This window comes from Affinundibacterium danionis, assembly GCF_042432465.1.
GTDB lineage: Bacteria > Pseudomonadota > Gammaproteobacteria > Burkholderiales > Burkholderiaceae_D > Undibacterium > Undibacterium danionis.
The window spans coordinates 89396-110626 of the sequence record NZ_JBHLXJ010000016.1 but is presented as its reverse complement, the minus strand read 5'-3'; the positions used below and the strand labels follow the sequence as shown (position 1 = coordinate 110626).

Sequence of the window (21231 nt, the reverse complement as noted above, 5' to 3'; positions counted from 1 at the left end):
TTCAGAATTTGTAATTACTTCAACAGTGATTCAAGGAGCGATCGCGTGATTAATTTGATCCGTGCATGATCTAAGGTCTTACGTATCGATATCGCCGCAGTTTCTCCTAAGGTAAGTCGAGCGGTTTTATCTATCATTGCTCGCATAGCTTGCGCAGCTTCATTCAAGTCTGGGTCTCCCCATTTTGTTCCCTTTGGATAAGGCCCGTGGGCCCGTCTCGTTTCAATAACGTTTGTGGTGATCAATATACTGTTCGACGTATCCATAAAATCTAGATTGCCAGAATAATTGCTCGCAATAACAGGTTTACCTAAAGCCATTGCCTCCGCGCAAGTTAGACCAAACCCTTCAGATCGATGCAAGGATACATAGACGTCGAGAGACTTCATAAAATTAAATGCATCTTGTCTTGATAAAGTGGACTCAAAGAAAATTATTTTTGTTGATTTTGCTTCTGCCCGAATCATTTCATAGTCATAGGCACCTTGGGTTTTGCCGTTTACCCTAAGCACTAAATAGCAATCGTCATCTTCGTTAAAGGCTTGCTTAAATGCTTTGATCAAACCACGTATGTTTTTTCGTTCTAGCACGCTTAGGGGATCAAAAGTAAAGCCGAAAAGCGTACCAGTTACGGGTAATTCAAAATTTGCACGATCACTCTTAGCCATATCGATAGCAGCAAGATCAAGCGTCAATGGTACAACTCTAACAGGAAGCGTTACAGTCTTTCTGATCGCATTTGCAGCATATTCACTTGATGTCCATATCTCATCAAAATTTGTTTCAGCAGATTTGAACTGACACGGGAGTTCTTCCGTCTCCCAGAGCCAATAACCGATGTTTTTTTTTGCCCAATAATCTTTAGGTAAAATTGTATTAAGTAAATTTTTCGAATCCGCATTGGCTACTGTTATTGAAACAGTGGCTCGACTCTTCGGCCAACCGAATAACAATGCTGTGTTTGGGATTTCATCACACCAAGCACGTGGATTTGGAAGGCTGAATGCAGCCGTAGTTAGATCTTTTTGCTGTAAGGTTTCATGGATACTGCGAGCCGCTTCTCCCATGCCACTTGGAACGTTTAAGTAGCCAGCAAAATTGATTAAGATGTCGTTCGATGTTGAATTTGTTAGGCAAGTTCGAATTTGCTCTAAAAAATGATAATTTCTTGCTGGCGATAACCCATTCACACTCCATTTTTCATAATCATCTAAGGCAGGAATTTTATCTGGATAGCGTGAATAGAAATGTTCAATTGGACTAAAAAAATCTTCGGTCTGCAACCAGTTTAAGATTGTGGCGGAATTTAATTGAAGTCGTTGTTGTTGTCGTTGCTCTTCTATGGAATACAAATTAATTGCACGTGGGTTACTCTTCCCAAAGTGCGAATACATAAAACGCATTTTTTCAATCAATTCTCGCTCTTGTAATGCAAATTCTGAAAATAATGAAATTTCTTCTAAGCTAGTATTATTGATGTAGCGCTCGCGCCGAAGTTGATCTATGAGTTTCATAACTTCGGTTGCGTCATATAAACTTGGATGGCTGTTCTGTAGATCGCCGCGTAAAAAATAGATATTTAAGATTTTGAAAATACCTGGAGTAGCATGGGATAACTTCTTTGCATGATTTAATGTTAGGCCTAACTCCTTAACACCGTAAGTTTCTATCCAATTGATGAAAGAGGAAAATACTTTTTTGTCTTTCCACATATTTTGAAATGCTTTGAATACATCAACACGTGGTGGACTAGCATTGCGTAAACGATAAAAAATGTCTTCAACGTAATCGTAAATCTGATCCGTATCTTCAAAAGCGTTCAGTCCGCCGACATAGCCTTCAAATTTTCCCGAGTTGTTGATCCACGATGCAAATCCTTTATCGCAACTGTCAATAAGCGCCATTGGATAGGCGTTACGAACGTCCGGTCTGCTTTTCAGAATAAACTCATAGAGCAACACACATCCAGGGTGATCGAGCGATATGCCTTTGCTCATCAGCGCTTTGCAAAAGGTGTTCGGTTCTGTCAATGGATCCGGCATTTGCACTTGATTTCGTGCTGCCCATTGCATTATTAGGTTCACCATTCGTAAAGGTAACTCTACCCCGTTAGCCAAAGTTTGAAATGCATATGGCCATTCGCAGGTTTGGGCATAGAAATTAGAAATGAGACGATCACCATAGTCAGAAACTAGTTTTTTTAATTCTGGCAAATTTTCTAGCTTATGGCGATTTTGATGTTTCGATAATTGAGTAGGCGCAAAAGGAGAGTAACCTGAAAAGTGAAAGAATGCGATAGGCACATCGTCCGCATACCATGTCGAATCGGAATGGCTAATTGCACGTTCATGAAGATTCCAATAGGCTGCGTTATAGGCTGGGCTATAGATGATCTTATGATCAGGGAAAAAACTAGGCACCAAATCAACCCATTTTTGGTCGACAAACAATCCGTTCGCGATATCAACTATACAGTCGCGATATAGTTTACTCATCCACCAATCAAGAAATAGTTTTGATGAGTTTCCTTTTTTTAGTCCAATGAACCCCAAATTATATGTACCACTTTGTAAAATAGCCGTTTCGCTTGGGGACGCATCGTCAAAAAAAGGCTGCCGCATGTGAGGTGTTAAAACAATCGAAGTTGTGTCCAGTGCTTCATAAATTTCGGTAAATGGTCGAAAGGCAAAGATGTCAGGATCGAGGTACAAAAGTGTTTCGTAATTTCTGGTGCCGAATAAATGGGAGAGCGCGAATGGTTTTACCGCTGTGTTTAGCTCCATAATGGAGTAGCGATAGATGAATTGACCTAAGTCTGGTATCTGCAAATCGGAGATTTCGATTACCTCAGCACCAAACACGAATTCTGTAGGTACCATGCCATTCGGTTTGTCCACAAGAATGATGATGAAATCATTCGATGGGTGATGCAACTTGTAAGATTCAGCAAGCGTTACCGCTAAGCTTATATAATTTTTTGAGGCAATCGTTATGGCGGCATGTTTGCTGAATTTTTTACCGACTCCACTCACGTCATTATTGTTAGAAAGTAGCTTATTTTTTTTTGTTATTTGTGATTGTTTATTCTGGAGGATGTGTGCCATATTTTTAGTCGCCAGTGTAAGATTTGCATTCGATTTTTTCATAAGCTATTTAATGAAAGTGTATTTCGTTACTGACAGAAATTACTAATAGTCGAGCGATTAAAGACCAGTATCGCATGTTAAATTATGTAAGAGCAATACAAACCATATCTCGCTTTGAATTGCAATTATCGAAAAGATGATGACCTATTGACTGCTCATCAGTTTTTCAGAATCTTGCATGGTGTTGCGTAAAGCATAAACATGCTTACTTGTTTTAATTGAAGTTGCACTGGTTTTGTTAAGGATATGGATATCCGCCAACCGTCAGTAACTATGCTTTAGTAATTAAGGGAAAAGCTTGCTATGTCTAAAGTTAGTATGAATGTTCATTGGCAGCAAACACAGGTAAGTCGTCAAGAACGTGAAAAGCAAAACGCCCACCGCAGTTGCATTATTTGGCTTACAGGTCTATCAGGAGCGGGCAAATCCACTCTAGCTCAAGCATTGGATCAGTATCTCTTCCAACATGGGATGCGATCATTTGTGTTGGATGGCGATAATGTTAGACATGGGCTTTGTGGTGATTTAGGTTTCTCGAACCAAGATCGGGTTGAGAATATACGTCGCGTAGGCGAAGTTGCTAAATTGTTTTTGGATGCGGGTGTGGTCGTGATTGCAGCATTTATTTCACCATTTAAGCAAGATAGAGCTCGCGTGAGAGCGTTAGTTGCGGAAAAAGATTTTGTTGAGGTTTATTGCCAATGTCCGCTAGAAGTATGTGAGCAGCGCGACGTTAAAGGTTTGTATAAAAAAGCGCGCTCTGGCTTTATTGCTGAATTTACGGGACTAACTTCACCTTATGAGGCGCCTGAGTCGCCAGAGATAGTGGTCAACACGGGCGAACATGCGATTGAAGAATGTGTGAACGAGATAATTGACTACTTGACCCGTGTTGGATACGTCAAAGATCACAAAGCAAATTGAATTATTTATGCGCCTAAAATAGCCAACATAGCCAATAAATTGACTTGCTAATACTAGATGTAAATACGAACTGGCACTTTGCGCAATGTGCTTCGTTTTTAGTACCGAGCTTAAGAATACTAGTCTAGCTTTTGAATTTATGGTGTCTGCGCAGAGAAAACAACATATTTTTGTCCCTGTCTTTGTAGGCATTCTTAGATTATTTACTTTATTTTGGTAATTTGTATATGCAGTCGTGACTAAGCTGATTAAAATATGAGCAAACAAATTGTGGATTTTTACGTAAACTTCCTGTTGTATTCTGAGAAATCTGACTTATAATTTTAACTTAGTCTAAGAAACTTTCTGGAAATGCCCAATATTCAAGGAGTACAGCATGTACGATAGCGATCAAAATACAGTCAAAGCGGCATTAAAGGAATCAAATGCGACTGTTTTTAGTGAAAGTACTATTAATCAAATTTTGGCATTGTCCACTAGAGATAACGCTACAGTTCACTTTGATAAGGTTGGTCCAGACGCGAATGGGAACGTGACGGTTGCTTCTGGCGCTGAAGTCGTATTGGTTACGTCTTCTGATACATTTACTACGACTGTTAAGCCGCCTGCGAATGCTCCTGTCGTGATTTTCCAAGGTAGAGGTGGGGTGGTTGCGACGATTAATGATGCTGCGGCATCAATTCCCTCAAGTTCCGATCACAATGTGTTACAACCAAACGTAGGTCGTGTCGTTGTCGGTACTGCTGGCAATGATAAAATTACTATTGATGATGCGAGAAATACGAAGATAATTTTGGGTACCGGCGATAGCTCAGTTAGAACTGGTAACGGAATAGATACTGTTGAAGCTGGCTTAGGTAATAGTTCTATCGTTGGTGGTAGTGGTGATTATGCTGTTGTGAAGTTGTCAGGCAATGCTTCTAACTATCAAGTTACAGCGCAAAATGGTCATGCTATCGTAACTGATATGACAACGCGCAAGACTACGGATATTTCAAAAATCCAGTACGTTCAGTTGGACAACGGTAATGCTTTAATCTTTGCTAAAAATTCATTAGAAGGACAAATAACTACTTTGTATCATTCAATGTTTGGCCGTGACCCTGACGCTGGTGGTTTGAATTACTGGTTTGATGTTGCCAAAGCTGGGGCGACTTTAAAGCAAATTACTAATGCGTTCTATGCATCGAGTGAATATGCGCCGTATATTTCACAGAGCAGCCTAGATTTTATCCAAGGTTTGTACAAAAATACGTTTAATCGTGCTGGTGAAGATGCAGGTGTGGCTTATTGGTTGGATCAATTGAATCACGGGCAAACAAGGGCTGATGTTATTTCAAGTTTTGCTACGATTGCCATACAAAATATTTTGCATGAAGCGCCACAACAAGAAGCACAAATTGTTGGTTCAGTATCGATTATAACGGGCATTATATAATTATTATTATTATTATTATTATTATGCATAACAGAAAGGGGGCTTTTGCCCCCCTTTTTTTTGAGTCGTGCGTTCCTTCTTCCCGGGCTGACGCTATCCTTAATATGGCATTACAGGCGCTCGAGGTTGGCGATTTTGCTAGTGCATTAATCGCCGCTGAATATGTGTGCCGACGATTTCCAAGTAAAAGTATCGCAGCGATTTTGCGAGCGCAGATTCTGCACACTTGTCAGCCAGAGTTCGCGTCAAAGGCTTGGTATTTTGCTTGGCGCACAGATCCTCAAGATGTCTTTTTGCAGGACGCGATGTTAGCTGCTTGGAGTAATGCTGGCGCTCTGCAAAGTGTGCGTGATTTAGCACCTTTGTTTCTACCTGCACGCTGCCAGACTCAACAATATCTCGCTTTGGTTAAGCAAATAAATAAGGCTGAGCTGACACGGTTCGGTGCTTGTTGGAGGGATGGCTCATCGATTGCCGGGAGGATTTTTGCACCCTTGCAGGTTGATGGGACGTACGAGACCGTACATTTGCTTGTTACGAACGAGAGCCGACAATTCATCTATGCTTTAGCGGCGGATGGACAGGCTTTTAGCATAGATTGTCCACAGCCGAATGAAGTATGGTCATTGGCATTTGTCGATGTTGAGCATCTTACTGCGCCAGAGTTGCTTCAAGGCTCGCCATTAAATTTCTCCGATGTTAGTCAAGAACTTTCATTTAACGCTGAGTTAAATGAGCTGCCGGTTGTAGTCCAAGATGCGGATAGCTTGAAAACGGCTCAGGTATGTGTCCTGATCCCTGTGTATCGCGGCTTGAGTCAAGTACAAGCATGTTTGAATAGTGTCTTACAGAGCTTATCGCACAATCAGACTCGTGTACGCGTATTGGTTGTTGATGATGCCAGTCCGGAGCCTGCTATTTCTCAATACTTAGATTCCCTGGCCGCGGAAGAAAAGATCAGCTTGATTCGTAATACTTTCAATCTTGGTTTTATTGAGGCGGTTAATCGCGGTTTGCGTTATGCGAAAAATTTGGGTGATGATGTCTTGTTGTTAAATGCGGATACTTTAGTGCATGCCAATTGGATAGATAGAATGGTTAATGCACTGTACAGTGCACCCGATATCGCTTCCGTGACACCGTGGTCAAACAATGGTGAGATCAGTAGTTTTCCAAAGATTGCAGATAACAATCCAGTGCCTAGTTTTGAGCAATTAGTAAGTATTGACGCGTATGTCGCAGCACTGCGAGACTCTGGGCAAATAGCAGAGATAGAAGTGCCCGCTTGCTGTGGTTTCGCGATGCTAATGAAGTCAGATGTTATTCGTCGCATTGGTTTGTTGGATGGCTACCATTTAACTCGCGGGTATAGTGAGGAGGTTGATTGGTGTCTGCGCGCTAGCGCTAACGGTTATCGTCATCTGGTCGCCACCGGGGTATTCGTCGCACATGCAGGTGGTGTCTCGTTTGGTCCTGAAAAGACCTATAGAGTGGCTCAAAACCGGCGAGTCATTGCATCGCGGTACCCACATTATTACGACGCTTATCACCGTTTTATAAAAGACGACCCTTTGCAGAACGCTCGCAAACTGATACATGAAGGTTTATTGAGCCAACAAAATTCTTGGTTAAGTCGACTCGAAAAAAATACGAATACATCCAAGACTGCCGGGGTTCGGGTTTTGCCAGCAGCTTTGCCTAGTCGTTGGGAGCGCATTGTGGTCTGGGAAAATAGAATGAGTTCCTCGTTCTCTCATAAAATTCTACAGTTAGCTCGTTATCTAGCAACCCTCGCCGCAACTTGTGATGCTGATGATAGGCTTTCGAACTTGCGTCTTCTAATTATCGGTGAGGTGAGTGAGGCCTTGTGGCATACAGGAGTGGTCGATGTATTACCTTCTATCGCCACGCAAAAATCTTCACTTTTGAACGATACTGTCATGTTGGGTTTTGCTGGCTGCAAAGAAGTATTAACTGAAAGTAGCGAGCTAGTCGCGTTAAACATAAAACAGGTTCAGATCGACGAGAATTTTGATCCTATAAGCTATTTAAATAATTGGAATAAAGGCTGATGGACAAATCAACTTCGCCGTCACCGTGGCACGGTGCTATAGATGGCATGCATAACAATTTATTGTATGGCTGGGCACTCAATGTGCTGGACCCTAATGCACGTGTCGTGTTGGAGGTATGCCTTAACAGTGAGGTCATTGGTAGTGTCATCGCTGATGTGATGCGCAGTGATTTGGCAACTGAGATTAAGGCACTTCTTTCCGAGTCTAGTTTGCATCATTCGACTTTTGATTTTTGTCACGGGTTTGTGGCAGATTTGGGGAGCGCTTTTCAACAACAAAATGGCAGCCTGACGGTTCGTGTCGCCAACATCGATGTGATACTCCCTGGGGCTATCGATTTACAAGTGCCGCGCAAGCCTCCAACGGCGTTAACTAGCAAAGTATTTTCTGATAGTGCCTTATGCTTATTGGGCTGGTGCATTGATTCCCGCGATGCCGCAGCGCACCAAGAAATAAAAGCGTTCTTAGGTGACTCGCTTATAGCCCAAACCAAAGCGAATCTATTGCATCCCGCCTTACGATCATATGATGTTGGTTCACATGGTTTTGAATTAAATTTGCCTCTTGAGTTGGCTGATGGGGTAGAACATCTGGTTCGGGTTACTGATGCGCTGGGTAATGAATTAAATGGCAGTCCAGTTGCGGTATGCTGTTACGCGACAGGCGGCAAGACCTTGATTGATCCGGATCGCGAGCCAGTGCTGGCACAATTGCTCGAGTCCTACGAACGTTACTTACCCCGTAGTTTGGGCATGTGTTCCTACAAGGAGTGGTCATCGTTATTTGAAGTGGCGCCGACAAATGATCTTGCGCGGAAAAAGGCATTGCCAAAACTGCGTGTAGGGATCATGTTGTGTGCAGGAAGTTTTGAGCAAGCTAATTCTCACGCCACTGAATTGACGCAGGCTTTAGAAGACACCCTATCGAGCTTAGCGCAGCAAGATATTAAGCCGCAAATTTACTTGCAATCTGATTGGCAAAATAAACCTGCGAAAAAACCTCGGCAGCGAGCACTACCGTCCTTCTCTAGCATGTTGCAAAATGCACTCGACGATCAATGTGATGTGATCGCTTGCGTCCGTGTTGGCGATACTTTGTTGCCGCATGCGTTGAGCTGCGCGTTGGAAGGTTTCACGAATCCCGATACACAAATTGTCTACACCGATAGTGAGTGTGCTGGAACGCCTTGGTTTAAACCCGCTTGGAATCCTGAATATGCGCTTGCAAGCGACTATCCTTTAGAGCTTATGTTGGTTCGCTGTAGCGTTCTTGAAGCTTACCTGAATCAAAAAGCTATGCCTTCGGCTCAGGCGCAGTTTGCATGGGAAATGTTGTCAGCTGTTTGGCCGCAAGCCGAGAGTGCTATTGTGCATGTGCCACGAGTGTTGTATCAGCAAAACTCAGCCTTGAGTGAATCTGAGAAGCAGGCACGTACTGAGTCCGCGCAGTTAGCGTTACAAGTATTGGAGCCTGAGTCTAGACTTTTGCCGCAAAATCCGAATACAGGCACTTTTTCGGCGCGTCGAATTTGCCGGCATTTAAGTCAATCGGAACGGAATACCGCCGTTACTTTAATTATTCCAACGCGGGATAGAGTCAACTTACTGAGTCGCTGCATCAGTACTTTGCAAGCCCATACTGATTGGCCCAATCTGGAAATTATCGTGATCGATAACGATTCCGTTGAGACCAAGACGAAAACCTACTTTCAGCGTATCGCGAAACAGGGGATAAAAATTCTGTCTATCCCCGGTGTATTTAATTTCGCGACCTTAAATAATCAAGCCGTGGATGTCGCAAAGGGCGAGGTTATTGGTCTGATTAATAATGATATCGAGGCTTTGCATGATGGTTGGCTTGACGAGATAATGAGCCATTTGTTACGGCCAGGCGTGGGGGCGGTCGGCGCTAAATTACTCTGGCCAAATGGTATGGTACAACACGGCGGTGTGCTCCTAGGAGTCGGAAATGTGGCCGCGCATTTCGGTAATCGGCTCGCCGATCAAGATTGGGGAGATCATGGCCGTAACCAATTATTGCAACAAGTGAGTAGTGTGACTGCGGCCTGCTTGTTTTTGCGTAAGTGTGATTATCTTGCTGTGGGCGGCATGGATGGCGATGCATTTCCAGTGGCTTTTAATGATGTTGATTTATGTCTGAAGCTGCGCCAATTGGGCAAGTCGATTATATGGACGCCTTATGCGCACTTATTGCATGCCGAGTCTGCCAGCCGAGGACATGAAGACACGCCGCAGAAGAGAGCTAGGGCGGAACGTGAAATTAATATTTTCCGTCAACGCTGGGGAGCATGTTTGTTGCGTGATCCAGCATACCATCCTAGTCTTAATCTTGATTCGCATCGTCATGCGTTTGCGGGTCTAGCCCTACCTCCTCGAGATCGCTCGCCGCGGTCTGCGGGTTTATTTAAATGTGACTAATCGGTGTTTAGAATAAGTAATTTATGCACACTCAATTACCAAGTATGGCAGACCAACATCATTTCGCGACCGAGGGAAAAAACCTTCAATTACTTCATGTGGGTTGTGGACAATCACGGCGTGGATCCTTGCCGCTCTTTTTTCAATCTGCACAGTGGGATGAAATTCGTTTAGATATTGACCCGCAGGTGAATCCCGATATCCTTGGCAGTATTACCGACTTGAGTGCGATTGCTGATGCAAGTGTGGATGCGATATGGTCGTCACATAATTTGGAGCATGTTAATTCCTTTGAGGTGCCAATTGCTTTAGCAGAATTTCGACGAGTTTTAAAGCCCAGTGGATTTGTTTTAATTACCGTTCCAGATATTCGAGCGATAGCAAAATATGTGACATACAACGATTTGGATCAGACTTTGTATCAATCTGGCGTGGGACCAATTACGGCAATGGATGTGATGTTTGGGCATCAAGCATCCATCGCTCATGGCCATCACTACATGGCACATCGCACTGGATTTACCTCCAACCTATTGGGTAAAGTCTTACTTGATGCTGGTTTCAGCGAGGTGCGTGTTCATGAGGGGCAACGTTGGGATTTGTGGGCATTGGCAACCTTGCCAGCAACGAGCGCAAGCATATTTCAGGAATTAGAAAGTGTACTGCGATGAACGTTTTATTTATACATCAGAACTTCCCCAGCCAGTTTGTCTACCTTGCCGCGCACCTGGCGCAAAAGAAGCAAAACAAAGTAGTTGCGCTCACGATGTCCCAGCACAATCCTATTCCAGGGGTGATGCTGCGGCCATATACTTTGCTGCGACCCGCGGCGCCAGAAACACATCCGCTTCTTAAAGATCAAGAGTCAAAAATTTTGTTGGCGGAAGCATGTGCTGCGGCTGCTATGCAATTAAAGCATGAAGGATTTGTACCTGACATTATTATTGCTCATCCTGGATGGGGTGAAGCTCTATTCATGAAGGATGTATTTCCGCAGTCGAAATTAATTATTTATTGTGAGTTCTATTACAACTTAGAAGGTCAAGATGTCGGATTTGATCCTGAGATTCCACTGCTTAATTTTCAGCAACGTTGTCGCTTACGTCTAAAGAATTCGACCAATTTACTCAGTATGGAAATTGCTGATGCTGCGATTTCACCGACAAAGTGGCAGAAAAGTACTTACCCGAGTTGGGCTCAAGAGAAGATCACGGTCATACATGACGGTATCAATGTCGCGAATCTACAATTCAACGCCGACGCGCGTCTTAAGATCGCTGCCAATGAACATCATGCCGTTTTAAGTTTTAAGCCCGGCGATGAGATATTGAGTTATGTGGCGCGCAACTTAGAGCCAGTGCGCGGCTTCCAAATCTTAATGCGATCTTTACCGAATATTCTGCGTAATCGACCGAATGCACATGTTTTAATTGTCGGCGGTGATGGATTGAGTTACGGACATCGCGCGCCAAATTCGTTGAGCTGGCGCGAGCATTTAATGGCAGAAGTCGGGCACGAATTAGACATGCGTCGAGTTCACTTTTTGGGGAAAGTCCCTTACCAAACTTACTTGGATCTACTGAGTATTAGTAAAGTCCATTCTTATTGGACGACACCGTTTGTATTGTCTTGGTCGTTCTTAGAGGCCGCATTGAGTGGCTTGCCTGTACTGGCATCGGGCACGCAGCCTGTGACGGAATTCGCAGAGCGCTTAGGTGTGGAAACATTTGACTTCTTTGATTATGACGCGTTTGCAGAGAAGGCGATTCGACAGTTGCAAACAAAAACTAGTGTCAGACATAGCGTCCATTTTCCGGAGCTACATGTGGAAAATAGCGTAAAGCAGCAAATGAAATTGATTAGCAGTATCTAGCGCTATCGTGTGGGTGGTGCCGAATCTCGCTAGAAAAAAATCGTTTTAGATTTTAATGAGTGAGCGAAATAGAAGCCGTTTACCACATCACATCGCGTTACTCGGTACTCTTATGGCCTCGATTTGCTGTGATGGTGGTTAGGGCTTCTATTTATTCCTGATGGATTTTTTATCCTGCTAATTTTTTCTTCAGCAACTCATTCACCTGCGCTGGGTTGCCCTTGCCTTTAGTCGCCTTCATGGCTTGACCAACCAATGCATTAAAGGCCTTCTCTTTACCGGCGCGATACTCATCGACTGATTGCTGATTGGCCGCCATCACTTCATCGATAATTTTTTCTAGCGCACCGACATCCGAAATTTGTTTAAGGCCTTTGGCTTCAATTACTTGGTCTGCCAGATCCACATCATCAGAAGGTGCTTGCCACATCGCGGCGAAAACTTCTTTGGCGATCTTGTTGGAAATCGTGCCATCGGCGATCCGTTGCAATAACAAAGCGAGTTGCGCGGCATTCACTGGAATGCTGGCGATGTCCATGCCTTCGCGATTGAGAGTGGAGGAAACATCACCCATCAGCCAGTTGGCAATTTGCTTGGCTTGTGTAGCTTTGTCACCTGCTGGTGATGTCGCTAGCGCCGCTTCAAAATAGGCCGCCATGGCTTTTGATTGTGTGACGATCATGGCATCGTAATCCGATAAACCATATTGCGCGATGAAGCGCTCACGCATGGCTGTTGGCAGCTCTGGCATGGTGCTGCGTACTTGCTCCACCCATTCGCGGCTGATGCGCAATGGTGGCAGATCGGGATCGGGGAAGTAGCGATAGTCTTGTGAATCTTCTTTGCTGCGCATGGAGCGCGTTTCTTTACGATCGGGATCGTATAGGCGGGTTTCTTGTACTACGGTGCCACCATCTTCTATCAGTTCGATTTGACGACGCACTTCGATATTGATGGCTTCTTCGAGGAAGCGGAAGGAGTTCAGATTTTTGATTTCACAACGTGTGCCGAATTCCTTTTGGCCGACAGGACGTACCGAGACATTGGCATCGCAACGGAAGGAACCTTCTTGCATATTGCCGTCGCAAATATCCAGCCACATGACTAAGGAGTGTAAAGCTTTGGCATAGGCAACCGCTTCGGCCGCGCTACGCATCACAGGCTCAGTCACGATTTCTAATAGCGGTGTGCCAGCGCGATTGAGATCGATGCCGGTCATGCCTTGATAATCTTCGTGTAAAGATTTGCCAGCGTCTTCTTCCAAATGCGCGCGCGTGAGTTCTATGACTTTGACTTCCGATTTGCCGTCTTTTTCAACCACGCAAGTGACGGTGCCACCTTGTACTACGGGGATTTCAAATTGGCTGATTTGATAGCCTTTAGGTAGATCAGGATAGAAATAATTTTTGCGCGCGAAGATGGATTCTGGCGCGATAGTCGCGCCAACGGCTAGGCCAAATTGTATGGCTTTTTCTACTGCGCCTTTGTTCATTACAGGTAATACACCTGGTAATGCCAGATCAACTGGGCTAGCTTGCGTATTCGCTTCCGCACCAAATTGTATGGAGGAACCGCTGAAAATTTTAGAGTTAGTTTTGAGCTGTGCATGTGTCTCAAAACCGATAACGACTTCCCATTGCATAATCAATCCTTAAATGGTGTATTTATGTTTCTAAGCTACTCTCTATCACTAGGGGGGGGCTAGAGGGCTAGAGGCGCTGCTATCCAGTCTGGCTATCTCGTAGGGCGGGTGAAACCCGCGCTGCTCAGTTGCTCGACGTTTTGGCGGCGCGGGTTTCACCCGCCCTACAAATTTCTATCCTTAACTTTAATGGATGTGAGAGCCTTGCTATTTGCTTCTATTCTGGTGTCTTTGTATGCCAATCGGTCGCTTGCTGATATTGATGCGCGACGTTGAGTAACTTCGCTTCCGCAAAATAATTACCAATAATTTGTAAGCCAACCGGACGCTTACTATTTTTTTCGCGTTGTCCAAAACCACAAGGAATCGACATCCCAGGCAAGCCTGCTAAACTCGTGGATAAAGTAAAAATGTCGGCGAGATAATTGGCAACCGGATCATCTGACTTGTCACCGAGATCCCACGCTACCGTCGGTGCAACCGGCCCCATGATGACATCACATTGTTCAAACGCAGCTTGGAAATCTTGTGCAATTAAGCGGCGAATTTTTTGTGCTTGTAAATAATAAGCGTCGTAATAACCGTGCGATAACACATAAGCGCCGGTCAAAATACGACGTTTGACTTCATCGCCAAAACCTTCAGTACGGGTCTTGCGATACATGTCGTTAAGATCTTTGTATTCCGCAGCGCGATGACCATAGCGCACACCATCAAAACGACTAAGATTGGATGAGGCTTCGGCGGGGGCGATGATGTAATACACGGGAATCGACAACTCGGTTTTTGGCAGAGAAATATCGACCAAGATAGCGCCCATTTTCTCGTACTCTGCCAATGCAGCGCGCACCGCTTGTTCGACATCTTTGGCGAGACCTGCACTGAAAAATTCACGTGGCACACCGATGCGCAAGCCTTTGATGTCTTGATTGAGATCGCGTGAAAAATCTTCCTTGTCGCGTTGTACGCTGGTCGAGTCTTTTTCATCAAAACCCGTCATCGCGTTTAATAGCCAACTGCAATCTTCAGCGGTTTGCGCAATCGGGCCGCCTTGATCAAGTGACGAGGCAAAGGCGATCATGCCGAAGCGTGAGACGCTGCCATAAGTAGGTTTGATGCCCGTCACGCCGCAGAAGGCAGCCGGTTGGCGGATCGAGCCACCCGTATCTGTGCCAGTAGCCGCGGGTGCTAAACGCGCGGCGATAGCGGCGGCGGAGCCACCGGAAGAGCCTCCCGGTACTGCGGTGATATCCCAAGGATTTTTGACGGCGCCAAAATACGAATTTTCATTCCCAGAACCCATCGCGAATTCATCACAATTGAGCTTGCCTAGAGTGACTGTGCCCGCTTGATTGAATAATTCAACCACAGTCGCATTAAATGGACTCACATAGTTTTCCAACATGCGAGAACCTGCTGTGGAACGCCAGTCGCGCGTCACAAAAATATCTTTATGCGCGATAGGAATGCCTGTTAATGCAGTCGCGTCACCTTGCGCTAAGCGCAGATCAGCGGCAGTGGCTTGTGCCAAGGTTAAAGCCCGATCAACATGGGTGAAAGCATTGAGATTACTGGCTTCAATGCGGTTTAAATAGTGGGTCGCCAATTCCGTAGCGGAGACTTGTTTGCTCTGTAGTAGGGCGGAGAGTTGTTTCAGTGAGTGCGTATGCATGGATTTTCTCAGCGTATTCTTTGTGTCGTTGCGGCATGCCGGCGAGCGTATTAGTTGAGCGATCGGCATGCCTAAAATGGCTGGTATTGGCAGCGGATCTGAGCTTCTACTCGATGACTTTTGGTACTAAGTAGAGGCCGTCTTGGGTTGCGGGTGCGACTTGTTGATAGTCTTCGCGATGATTGCTTTCGGTGACTTTGTCTTCACGTAGGCGCAGGCAAATCTCCGGCATGACGCTGGCAATTGGATGACTTAATGGCGCAACGCCAGTCGTATCAACCGCTTTTAGTTGCTCAGCGATAGAGAAAAAACCATTAAGTTTTTCTAATGTGCTATTGGCTTCATTTTCGGATAATTCAAGTCGTGCCAGATTGGCGATACGTTTTACATCGTTTAATTCTAATGACATGGTTTATAACGCCACAAGGCGTGCCAAAAAATGAGTTAATAATGTGTTTGTGATAATAAAAATGTCGAATTCCACTTGCTTAAATTGCTGTGCATTTTTCCCTGAAAGCGGCGTCGAAAACGGCGGAAAAATAGCTTGAATTCAATTTAATGGATTGCCTATGATTTCTAGGATTATAAGGTAGAATGTCGGGTTAATACTCTTAAAATCGCCGAAGATGCTTAGTTTGAACGCTTATTTTGCGATTTAAGTAGTTGAATCTGAAATCGGCTTAATGTAGAAATGCGTAGCTAACTTTTCTTAATTTCGGTCTTTTGTGTTTATTTTTCTTTAAAGTGCGTTGTATTTCGTGGGGGATGCATTTTGAGAAAGGCTGGGGTTTGGGTAATACGCCTTCGTCACAAAAGTCATTGTAAAAATAATGTCGCAAAATAGTTTTGATTATTTTTAAATGTGATGCAGATTTTGACTCAGAGTGAAAAAATTTTTTGCGCAGATTTGTGCGTTTTTTAAAGACATTGTGACAACACAGCACACACAGGAATTTACATGTTCGGTTTTTTTCGTAGTTATCTCTCTAATGATTTGGCAATTGACTTAGGTACTGCCAACACTTTGATTTATGTGCGCGGTCAAGGCATCGTTTTGGACGAGCCATCCGTGGTGGCGATCCGTCAGGAAGGTGGCCCTAACGGCAAAAAGACCATCCAAGCGGTCGGTAAAGAAGCCAAGCAAATGTTGGGTAAAGTCCCTGGGAATATCGAAGCAATTCGTCCTATGAAAGACGGCGTTATCGCTGACTTCACCGTTACTGAGCAAATGCTCAAACAGTTCATTCGCATGGTGCACGACACCAAATTCTTCAAGCCTTCCCCACGTATTATCATTTGCGTCCCTTGCGGTTCTACTCAAGTAGAACGTCGTGCGATTCGTGAATCTGCTTTGGGTGCTGGCGCATCCCAAGTGTATTTGATCGAAGAACCGATGGCCGCGGCGATTGGTGCTGGTTTGCCAGTGTCGGATGCAACTGGCTCTATGGTGGTTGATATCGGTGGTGGTACGACAGAAGTCGGTGTTATCTCACTCGGCGGTATGGTTTATAAAGGCTCGGTGCGCGTCGGCGGTGATAAGTTTGATGAAGCGATTGTCAACTACATCCGTCGTAACTACGGTATGTTGATTGGTGAACAAACAGCCGAAGCGATTAAGAAAACCATCGGTTCTGCATTCCCAGGTTCAGAGATTAAAGAAATGGAAGTCAAAGGACGCAATTTGTCTGAAGGTATTCCACGTTCTTTCACGATTTCTAGTAATGAAATTTTGGAAGCGTTGACTGATCCATTGAATAACATTGTTTCCGCTGTAAAGAATGCTTTGGAACAAACACCTCCAGAACTCGGTGCTGACATCGCTGAAAAAGGCATGATGTTGACTGGTGGTGGCGCATTGTTGCGTGATCTGGATCGTTTGTTGATGGAAGAGACGGGTTTGCCGGTGTTGGTCGCTGAAGAACCTTTGACTTGCGTGGTACGCGGCTCTGGCATGGCATTAGAACGTATGGATAAATTGGGTTCTTTGTTCTCTTACGAATAATTGCTTGCAGTTTCTGCGTAAATTACCTTGTACTTCGCTCTCGTCAGGATATTGTTTTAGTTTTTGACTTTGATTTTTCCTAGGCGAGATGTCGAGTAAAAAATCCATTTAAATTGAGATCTGGCACGCTGCAATGCCAGATCTTTTTTTAATTTTTTTTGGCTTATTGTTTTGCACCCGGCGTCATACTATGCAACATAGTCCACCACCACTTTTCAAACAAGGCGCGTCCGCCCGTGTGAAAGTGGTTTTCTTCGCCATTCTTTCTATCGCCTTGTTGTTGGTTGATTCTCGTATCAATTCTTTGGTGCGGGTACGTCAAGTTGTTGGCACGGCTCTTTACCCGCTGCAGATGTTGGTTTTGATGCCCAGAGATGCCGCGCAGAATGTGGCAGATTATTTCTCTTCGACCTCCGCGCTACAAAAAGAATTGAACTCCTTGAAGTTACAGCAGATTAGTAATGCACAGGCAGTTCAAAAGACGCAATTGCTGCAAACCGAAAATGATCATTTGCGCCAATTAATTGATTTAAAGGCGCGCACCCCAAGTGCATCAGTGTTGGCTGAAATTTTATACGATGCCCGTGATCTCTATAATCGTAAAATTATTCTGAACAAAGGTTCGCAGCACGGAGTTACTTTAAGTCAGCCTGTGATTGACGAGCATGGCGTGGTCGGGCAAGTGACACGCGTGTTTCCTTTGACCGCCGAAGTGACTTTGTTGACCGACAAAAATCAAGCGATTCCTGTGCAAATTCAACGTAATGGTTTACGCAGTGTGATTAACGGGCGCGGACGCTCTGCCTTTTTGGATATGCGTGTGACCAGCAATGCGGATGTGCAGCCCGGCGATATTTTAGTGACATCGGGGATTGATGGCATTTACCCCGCCGGTTTGCAAGTAGCTAAAGTGGCGCAGATTGAAAATAAGGCTACCAATACCTTTGAGGTCGTCCTGTGCGCACCGCTTGCGGGGATTGATTTGCACAAGCAATTATTAATCTTATTAGTCGATACTGATAATCTTCCTCCGCCAGAGTCCGAGGAAGCGAGAGCCAAAAAAGAAAAAATCAATCGCAAAGTAACTCGCGATTCAGTCAAGGATGCCACAAAGGAGCCTAGCGTGGACGCGGCTAAAGAGAGCGCAGCACCAAACGGAGCACCGGCCACGACAGCTAAGCCAGCCAACCCAGCTAATCCAACCGAGGCCGCGCCAGTCAGTGTGCCTGCGACCTCAGTCAAAGAGGTGAGATAATGAATCATCCACATTATATTTTATTGCCCGTTAATTCGTTTTTTATTGCGCTCAGCTTACTGCTGGCGTTTTTATTGAATCTTTTCCCGTGGGGGAATGTGGTGGGCGTGCCTGATTTTGTGGCGCTAGTCTTGGTATTTTGGAGTATTCATCAGCCACGCAAAGTCGGTATCGGTGTCGCTTTTGTGATGGGCGTTTTAATGGATGTCCATGACGCCGTGTATTTAGGTGAGAACGCTTTGGCCTTCACCTTGTTGTCGTATTTTGCGATTTCTATCCATCGTCGGGTTTTGTGGTTCCCACCTTTGGTGCAGAGTTTTCAAGTTTTTCCTTTATTTTTAGGTGTGCAGCTGATACAGCTCGCGGTGCGCTTATTGCTTTCTACCGATGCACACTTTCCGGGCTGGTTGTTTTTTCTGGGATGTATTTTGACCACTGCATTGTGGCCTGTTGCGACTTGGCTTTTGTTAGCGCCACAACGTCGTGCCGTGGACAAAGATCATACCCGCCCGATTTAGATATTGCGTGCAGATTGACGATAATCTGATCAGAACGAAGGCTCCCTTACCGACTATAAGCTAAGCGCATAGAGAAGCGAAATTGGAAATATGACAGAACTAAAAAATACCGAACGCGAGCTGTACTTGTTTCGTGTGCGTTTGATTGCGCTAGGTCTGATTGCTTTCCTTTGTTTCAGTATCTTGATTGGACGTTTCGTTTGGCTGCAAATTATTAAGCACGATACTTACGCCACTAAAGCGGATGAGAATCGCATTTCCTTAGTGTCGATTGTGCCTAATCGTGGCTTAATTTTGGATAGAAATGGCGTCATTCTGGCGCGTAATTATTCGGCTTATACGCTGGAAATTACACCCTCCAAAATCACCAAAGATCTCGACACGCTGATCGATGAATTGTCTGCTCTAGTCGATATTCAGCCTAAACATCGTAAGCGCTTACGCAAATTAATAGAAGAGTCTAAGAGTTTTGAGAGTCTTCCTATCCGAACTCGATTATCGGATGAAGAAGTCGCCCGTTTTACTGCCCAGCGCTACCGTTTTCCTGGTGTTGATGTGCAAGCGCGCTTGTTCCGCCAATATCCTTTAGGCGACGTCGCTTCTCATGTGATTGGTTATATTGGTCGTATCAATAAACGTGATGCTGAATTGCTGGATGACAGTGATGATGCGGCCAACTACAAAGGCACGCTGTATATAGGCAAAGAAGGACTGGAAAAAAGCTACGAAAAAATCTTGCACGGTACGACTGGTTTTGAAGAAGTAGAAGTGTCAGCCGGTGGCCGACCTGTCCGTACTTTGTCACGTAATTCTCCGACTGCGGGTAGAAATTTAATTTTATCTATCGATATTGAATTGCAAAAAATCGTGGAAGAAGCATTCGGCGAGCGTCGTGGTGCTTTTGTCGCGATTGAACCCGCAACTGGTGATGTATTGTCCTTCGTGTCTATGCCCACGTATGATCCTAATTTGTTTGTGGAGGGGATTGACCAGCAGAGTTGGAATGAATTGAATACCTCTGAAAATATTCCACTTTTAAATCGTCCTTTAACAGGAGCCTATTCACCTGGCTCTACGTATAAGCCGTTCATGGCTTTGGCCGCTTTAGAGTTAGGCAAGCGCACCATGACGCAAGGAATCTCTGATCCTGGCTTCTTTGCCTTTGGTAATAAAATATTCCGAGATGATAAAGTTGGCGGCCATGGTTTCGTTGATATGTACCGCGCCGTTGCTTTGTCATGTGATACCTATTTTTATCAACTGGCCAATGATATGGGCGTGGATGTGATGCACGACTTCATGAAGCAATTTGGTATGGGTCAAATTACCGGTATCGATTTGGAGCACGAACGTAAAGGCATCTTGCCGTCGAGCGCGTGGAAGCGTGAAACTTTTAAAAAAACCGCGAATCAACGCTGGATACCGGGTGATACGATTTCTCTCGGGATTGGCCAAGGGCAAAATACTTTTACGCCTTTGCAGATGGCGCACGCTACCGCTAACTTGGTGAATAACGGCGTGGTGATGAAGCCGCATTTGGTGAAGATGGTGGAAGATCCGCAGACGCGCGCGCGCACTCTGACGGTACCTAAAGAAAGCTACCGTATCCCACTCAAGCAAGAGAATATTGATTTCATTAAAAACGCGATGGCTGGTGTGGTACGAGAAGGAACTGGGGCAAAAGTGTTTGCGGGCGCGGCTTATCAGTCGGGCGGTAAAACGGGTACGGCACAAGTGGTTGCTATGAAGAAGGGCGAGAAGCATGGTACAAAAAATGCGATTTTGCGCCATCGTGATCACTCTTGGTATATCGCTTTTGCGCCTTTAGATAAGCCTAAGATTGCGATTGCCATTATTGTAGAAAATGGTGGGTATGGCTCTGAAGCGGCAGCGCCTATCGTTCGACGTGCTATTGATTACTATTTGCTCGGCAAACGCCCGACCGACAAATCCCCAGTGCCTATGCCCGCGCCTACAGCGGAAGATTTGCGTGGTAGTGATGAGGAGGCGGAACATGAACATAGCGACACAGCACTGGCACCTGCCACTGCACCCGCCATCAAGCCAGATGCTACGGCAACGTCTAAGCCAGAAGTAAAAAAATCTACCAATGCGCCAATTCCAGCACCAGTACCAACGCCGCCACCAGAAAAAAATAACGCGGTCATCGTCGATAGAAAAGAGGCAGCGAATGTGCCTGCAAAATTGCCTGCCACCGACAAGAAACCCGTGGAGGTGAAAAAATAAT

The 21231-nt window shown here is 45.0% G+C and carries 14 protein-coding genes; 10 read left to right on the top strand and 4 right to left on the bottom strand.

The features are described 5' to 3' along the window. Positions 1 to 14: 14 nt before the first annotated feature. Positions 15 to 3146, bottom strand: a complete 3132-nt coding sequence (locus ACFFJH_RS15165; RefSeq protein WP_390213764.1) for a glycosyltransferase family 4 protein — start codon at positions 3144 to 3146, stop codon at positions 15 to 17. Between the two features lie 303 nt (positions 3147 to 3449). Here ACFFJH_RS15165 and cysC point away from each other — a divergent pair, with 303 nt between their 5' ends. From cysC to ACFFJH_RS15135, 6 genes are all read left to right on the top strand, one after another. Then, the gene (gene cysC / locus ACFFJH_RS15160; protein WP_390213762.1) at positions 3450 to 4070 is read left to right on the top strand and encodes an adenylyl-sulfate kinase; all 621 of its coding nucleotides are present in this window, start codon (positions 3450 to 3452) and stop codon (positions 4068 to 4070) included. Positions 4071 to 4446: 376 nt separating this feature from the next. Then, positions 4447 to 5508 carry a DUF4214 domain-containing protein gene (locus ACFFJH_RS15155; protein ID WP_390213760.1) on the top strand — a complete coding sequence of 354 codons (1062 nt, stop codon included), beginning with the start codon at positions 4447 to 4449 and terminating at the stop codon, positions 5506 to 5508. A gap of 104 nt (positions 5509 to 5612) precedes the next feature. Next, on the top strand, positions 5613 to 7580 hold the full coding sequence (locus ACFFJH_RS15150) for a glycosyltransferase family 2 protein (RefSeq protein WP_390213758.1): 1968 nt from the start codon (positions 5613 to 5615) through the stop codon (positions 7578 to 7580). Next, positions 7580 to 10021, top strand: coding sequence for a glycosyltransferase family 2 protein (locus ACFFJH_RS15145; RefSeq protein WP_390213756.1), 2442 nt, complete (start codon positions 7580 to 7582; stop codon positions 10019 to 10021). The genes ACFFJH_RS15150 and ACFFJH_RS15145 overlap by 1 nt, the downstream gene beginning before the upstream one ends. 23 nt (positions 10022 to 10044) lie before the next feature. Further along, positions 10045 to 10692, top strand: coding sequence for a class I SAM-dependent methyltransferase (locus ACFFJH_RS15140; RefSeq protein WP_390213755.1), 648 nt, complete (start codon positions 10045 to 10047; stop codon positions 10690 to 10692). Further along, positions 10689 to 11894: a glycosyltransferase gene (locus tag ACFFJH_RS15135; protein WP_390213753.1), complete on the top strand. Its 1206-nt coding sequence runs from the start codon at positions 10689 to 10691 to the stop codon at positions 11892 to 11894. Before ACFFJH_RS15140 ends, ACFFJH_RS15135 begins: the two co-directional genes overlap by 4 nt. Positions 11895 to 12063: 169 nt before the next feature. Here ACFFJH_RS15135 and gatB read toward each other — a convergent pair whose 3' ends face one another. From gatB to gatC, 3 genes are all read right to left on the bottom strand, one after another. After that, entirely contained in the window at positions 12064 to 13536 is a 1473-nt protein-coding gene (gene gatB / locus ACFFJH_RS15130) for an Asp-tRNA(Asn)/Glu-tRNA(Gln) amidotransferase subunit GatB (protein WP_390213751.1), read from the bottom strand. A gap of 217 nt (positions 13537 to 13753) precedes the next feature. Then, on the bottom strand, positions 13754 to 15208 hold the full coding sequence (gene gatA / locus ACFFJH_RS15125; protein ID WP_390213750.1) for an Asp-tRNA(Asn)/Glu-tRNA(Gln) amidotransferase subunit GatA: 1455 nt from the start codon (positions 15206 to 15208) through the stop codon (positions 13754 to 13756). A 106-nt stretch (positions 15209 to 15314) separates the two neighbouring features. Beyond that, positions 15315 to 15617: an Asp-tRNA(Asn)/Glu-tRNA(Gln) amidotransferase subunit GatC gene (gene gatC / locus ACFFJH_RS15120; RefSeq protein ID WP_390213748.1), complete on the bottom strand. Its 303-nt coding sequence runs from the start codon at positions 15615 to 15617 to the stop codon at positions 15315 to 15317. A gap of 549 nt (positions 15618 to 16166) precedes the next feature. Between gatC and ACFFJH_RS15115 the strand changes: the two genes are divergently transcribed. The 4 genes from ACFFJH_RS15115 (at position 16167) to mrdA (ending at position 21230) form a co-directional block, all read left to right on the top strand. Then, positions 16167 to 17210 carry a rod shape-determining protein gene (locus ACFFJH_RS15115; RefSeq protein WP_186916616.1) on the top strand — a complete coding sequence of 348 codons (1044 nt, stop codon included), beginning with the start codon at positions 16167 to 16169 and terminating at the stop codon, positions 17208 to 17210. 190 nt (positions 17211 to 17400) lie between these two features. Beyond that, positions 17401 to 18465, top strand: coding sequence for a rod shape-determining protein MreC (mreC, locus tag ACFFJH_RS15110; protein WP_390213746.1), 1065 nt, complete (start codon positions 17401 to 17403; stop codon positions 18463 to 18465). Further along, positions 18465 to 18983, top strand: a complete 519-nt coding sequence (mreD, locus tag ACFFJH_RS15105) for a rod shape-determining protein MreD (RefSeq protein ID WP_390213744.1) — start codon at positions 18465 to 18467, stop codon at positions 18981 to 18983. Before mreC ends, mreD begins: the two co-directional genes overlap by 1 nt. Positions 18984 to 19073: 90 nt before the next feature. After that, positions 19074 to 21230, top strand: a complete 2157-nt coding sequence (mrdA, locus tag ACFFJH_RS15100) for a penicillin-binding protein 2 (RefSeq protein WP_390213742.1) — start codon at positions 19074 to 19076, stop codon at positions 21228 to 21230. The last annotated feature ends 1 nt before the right edge of the window (position 21231 follow it).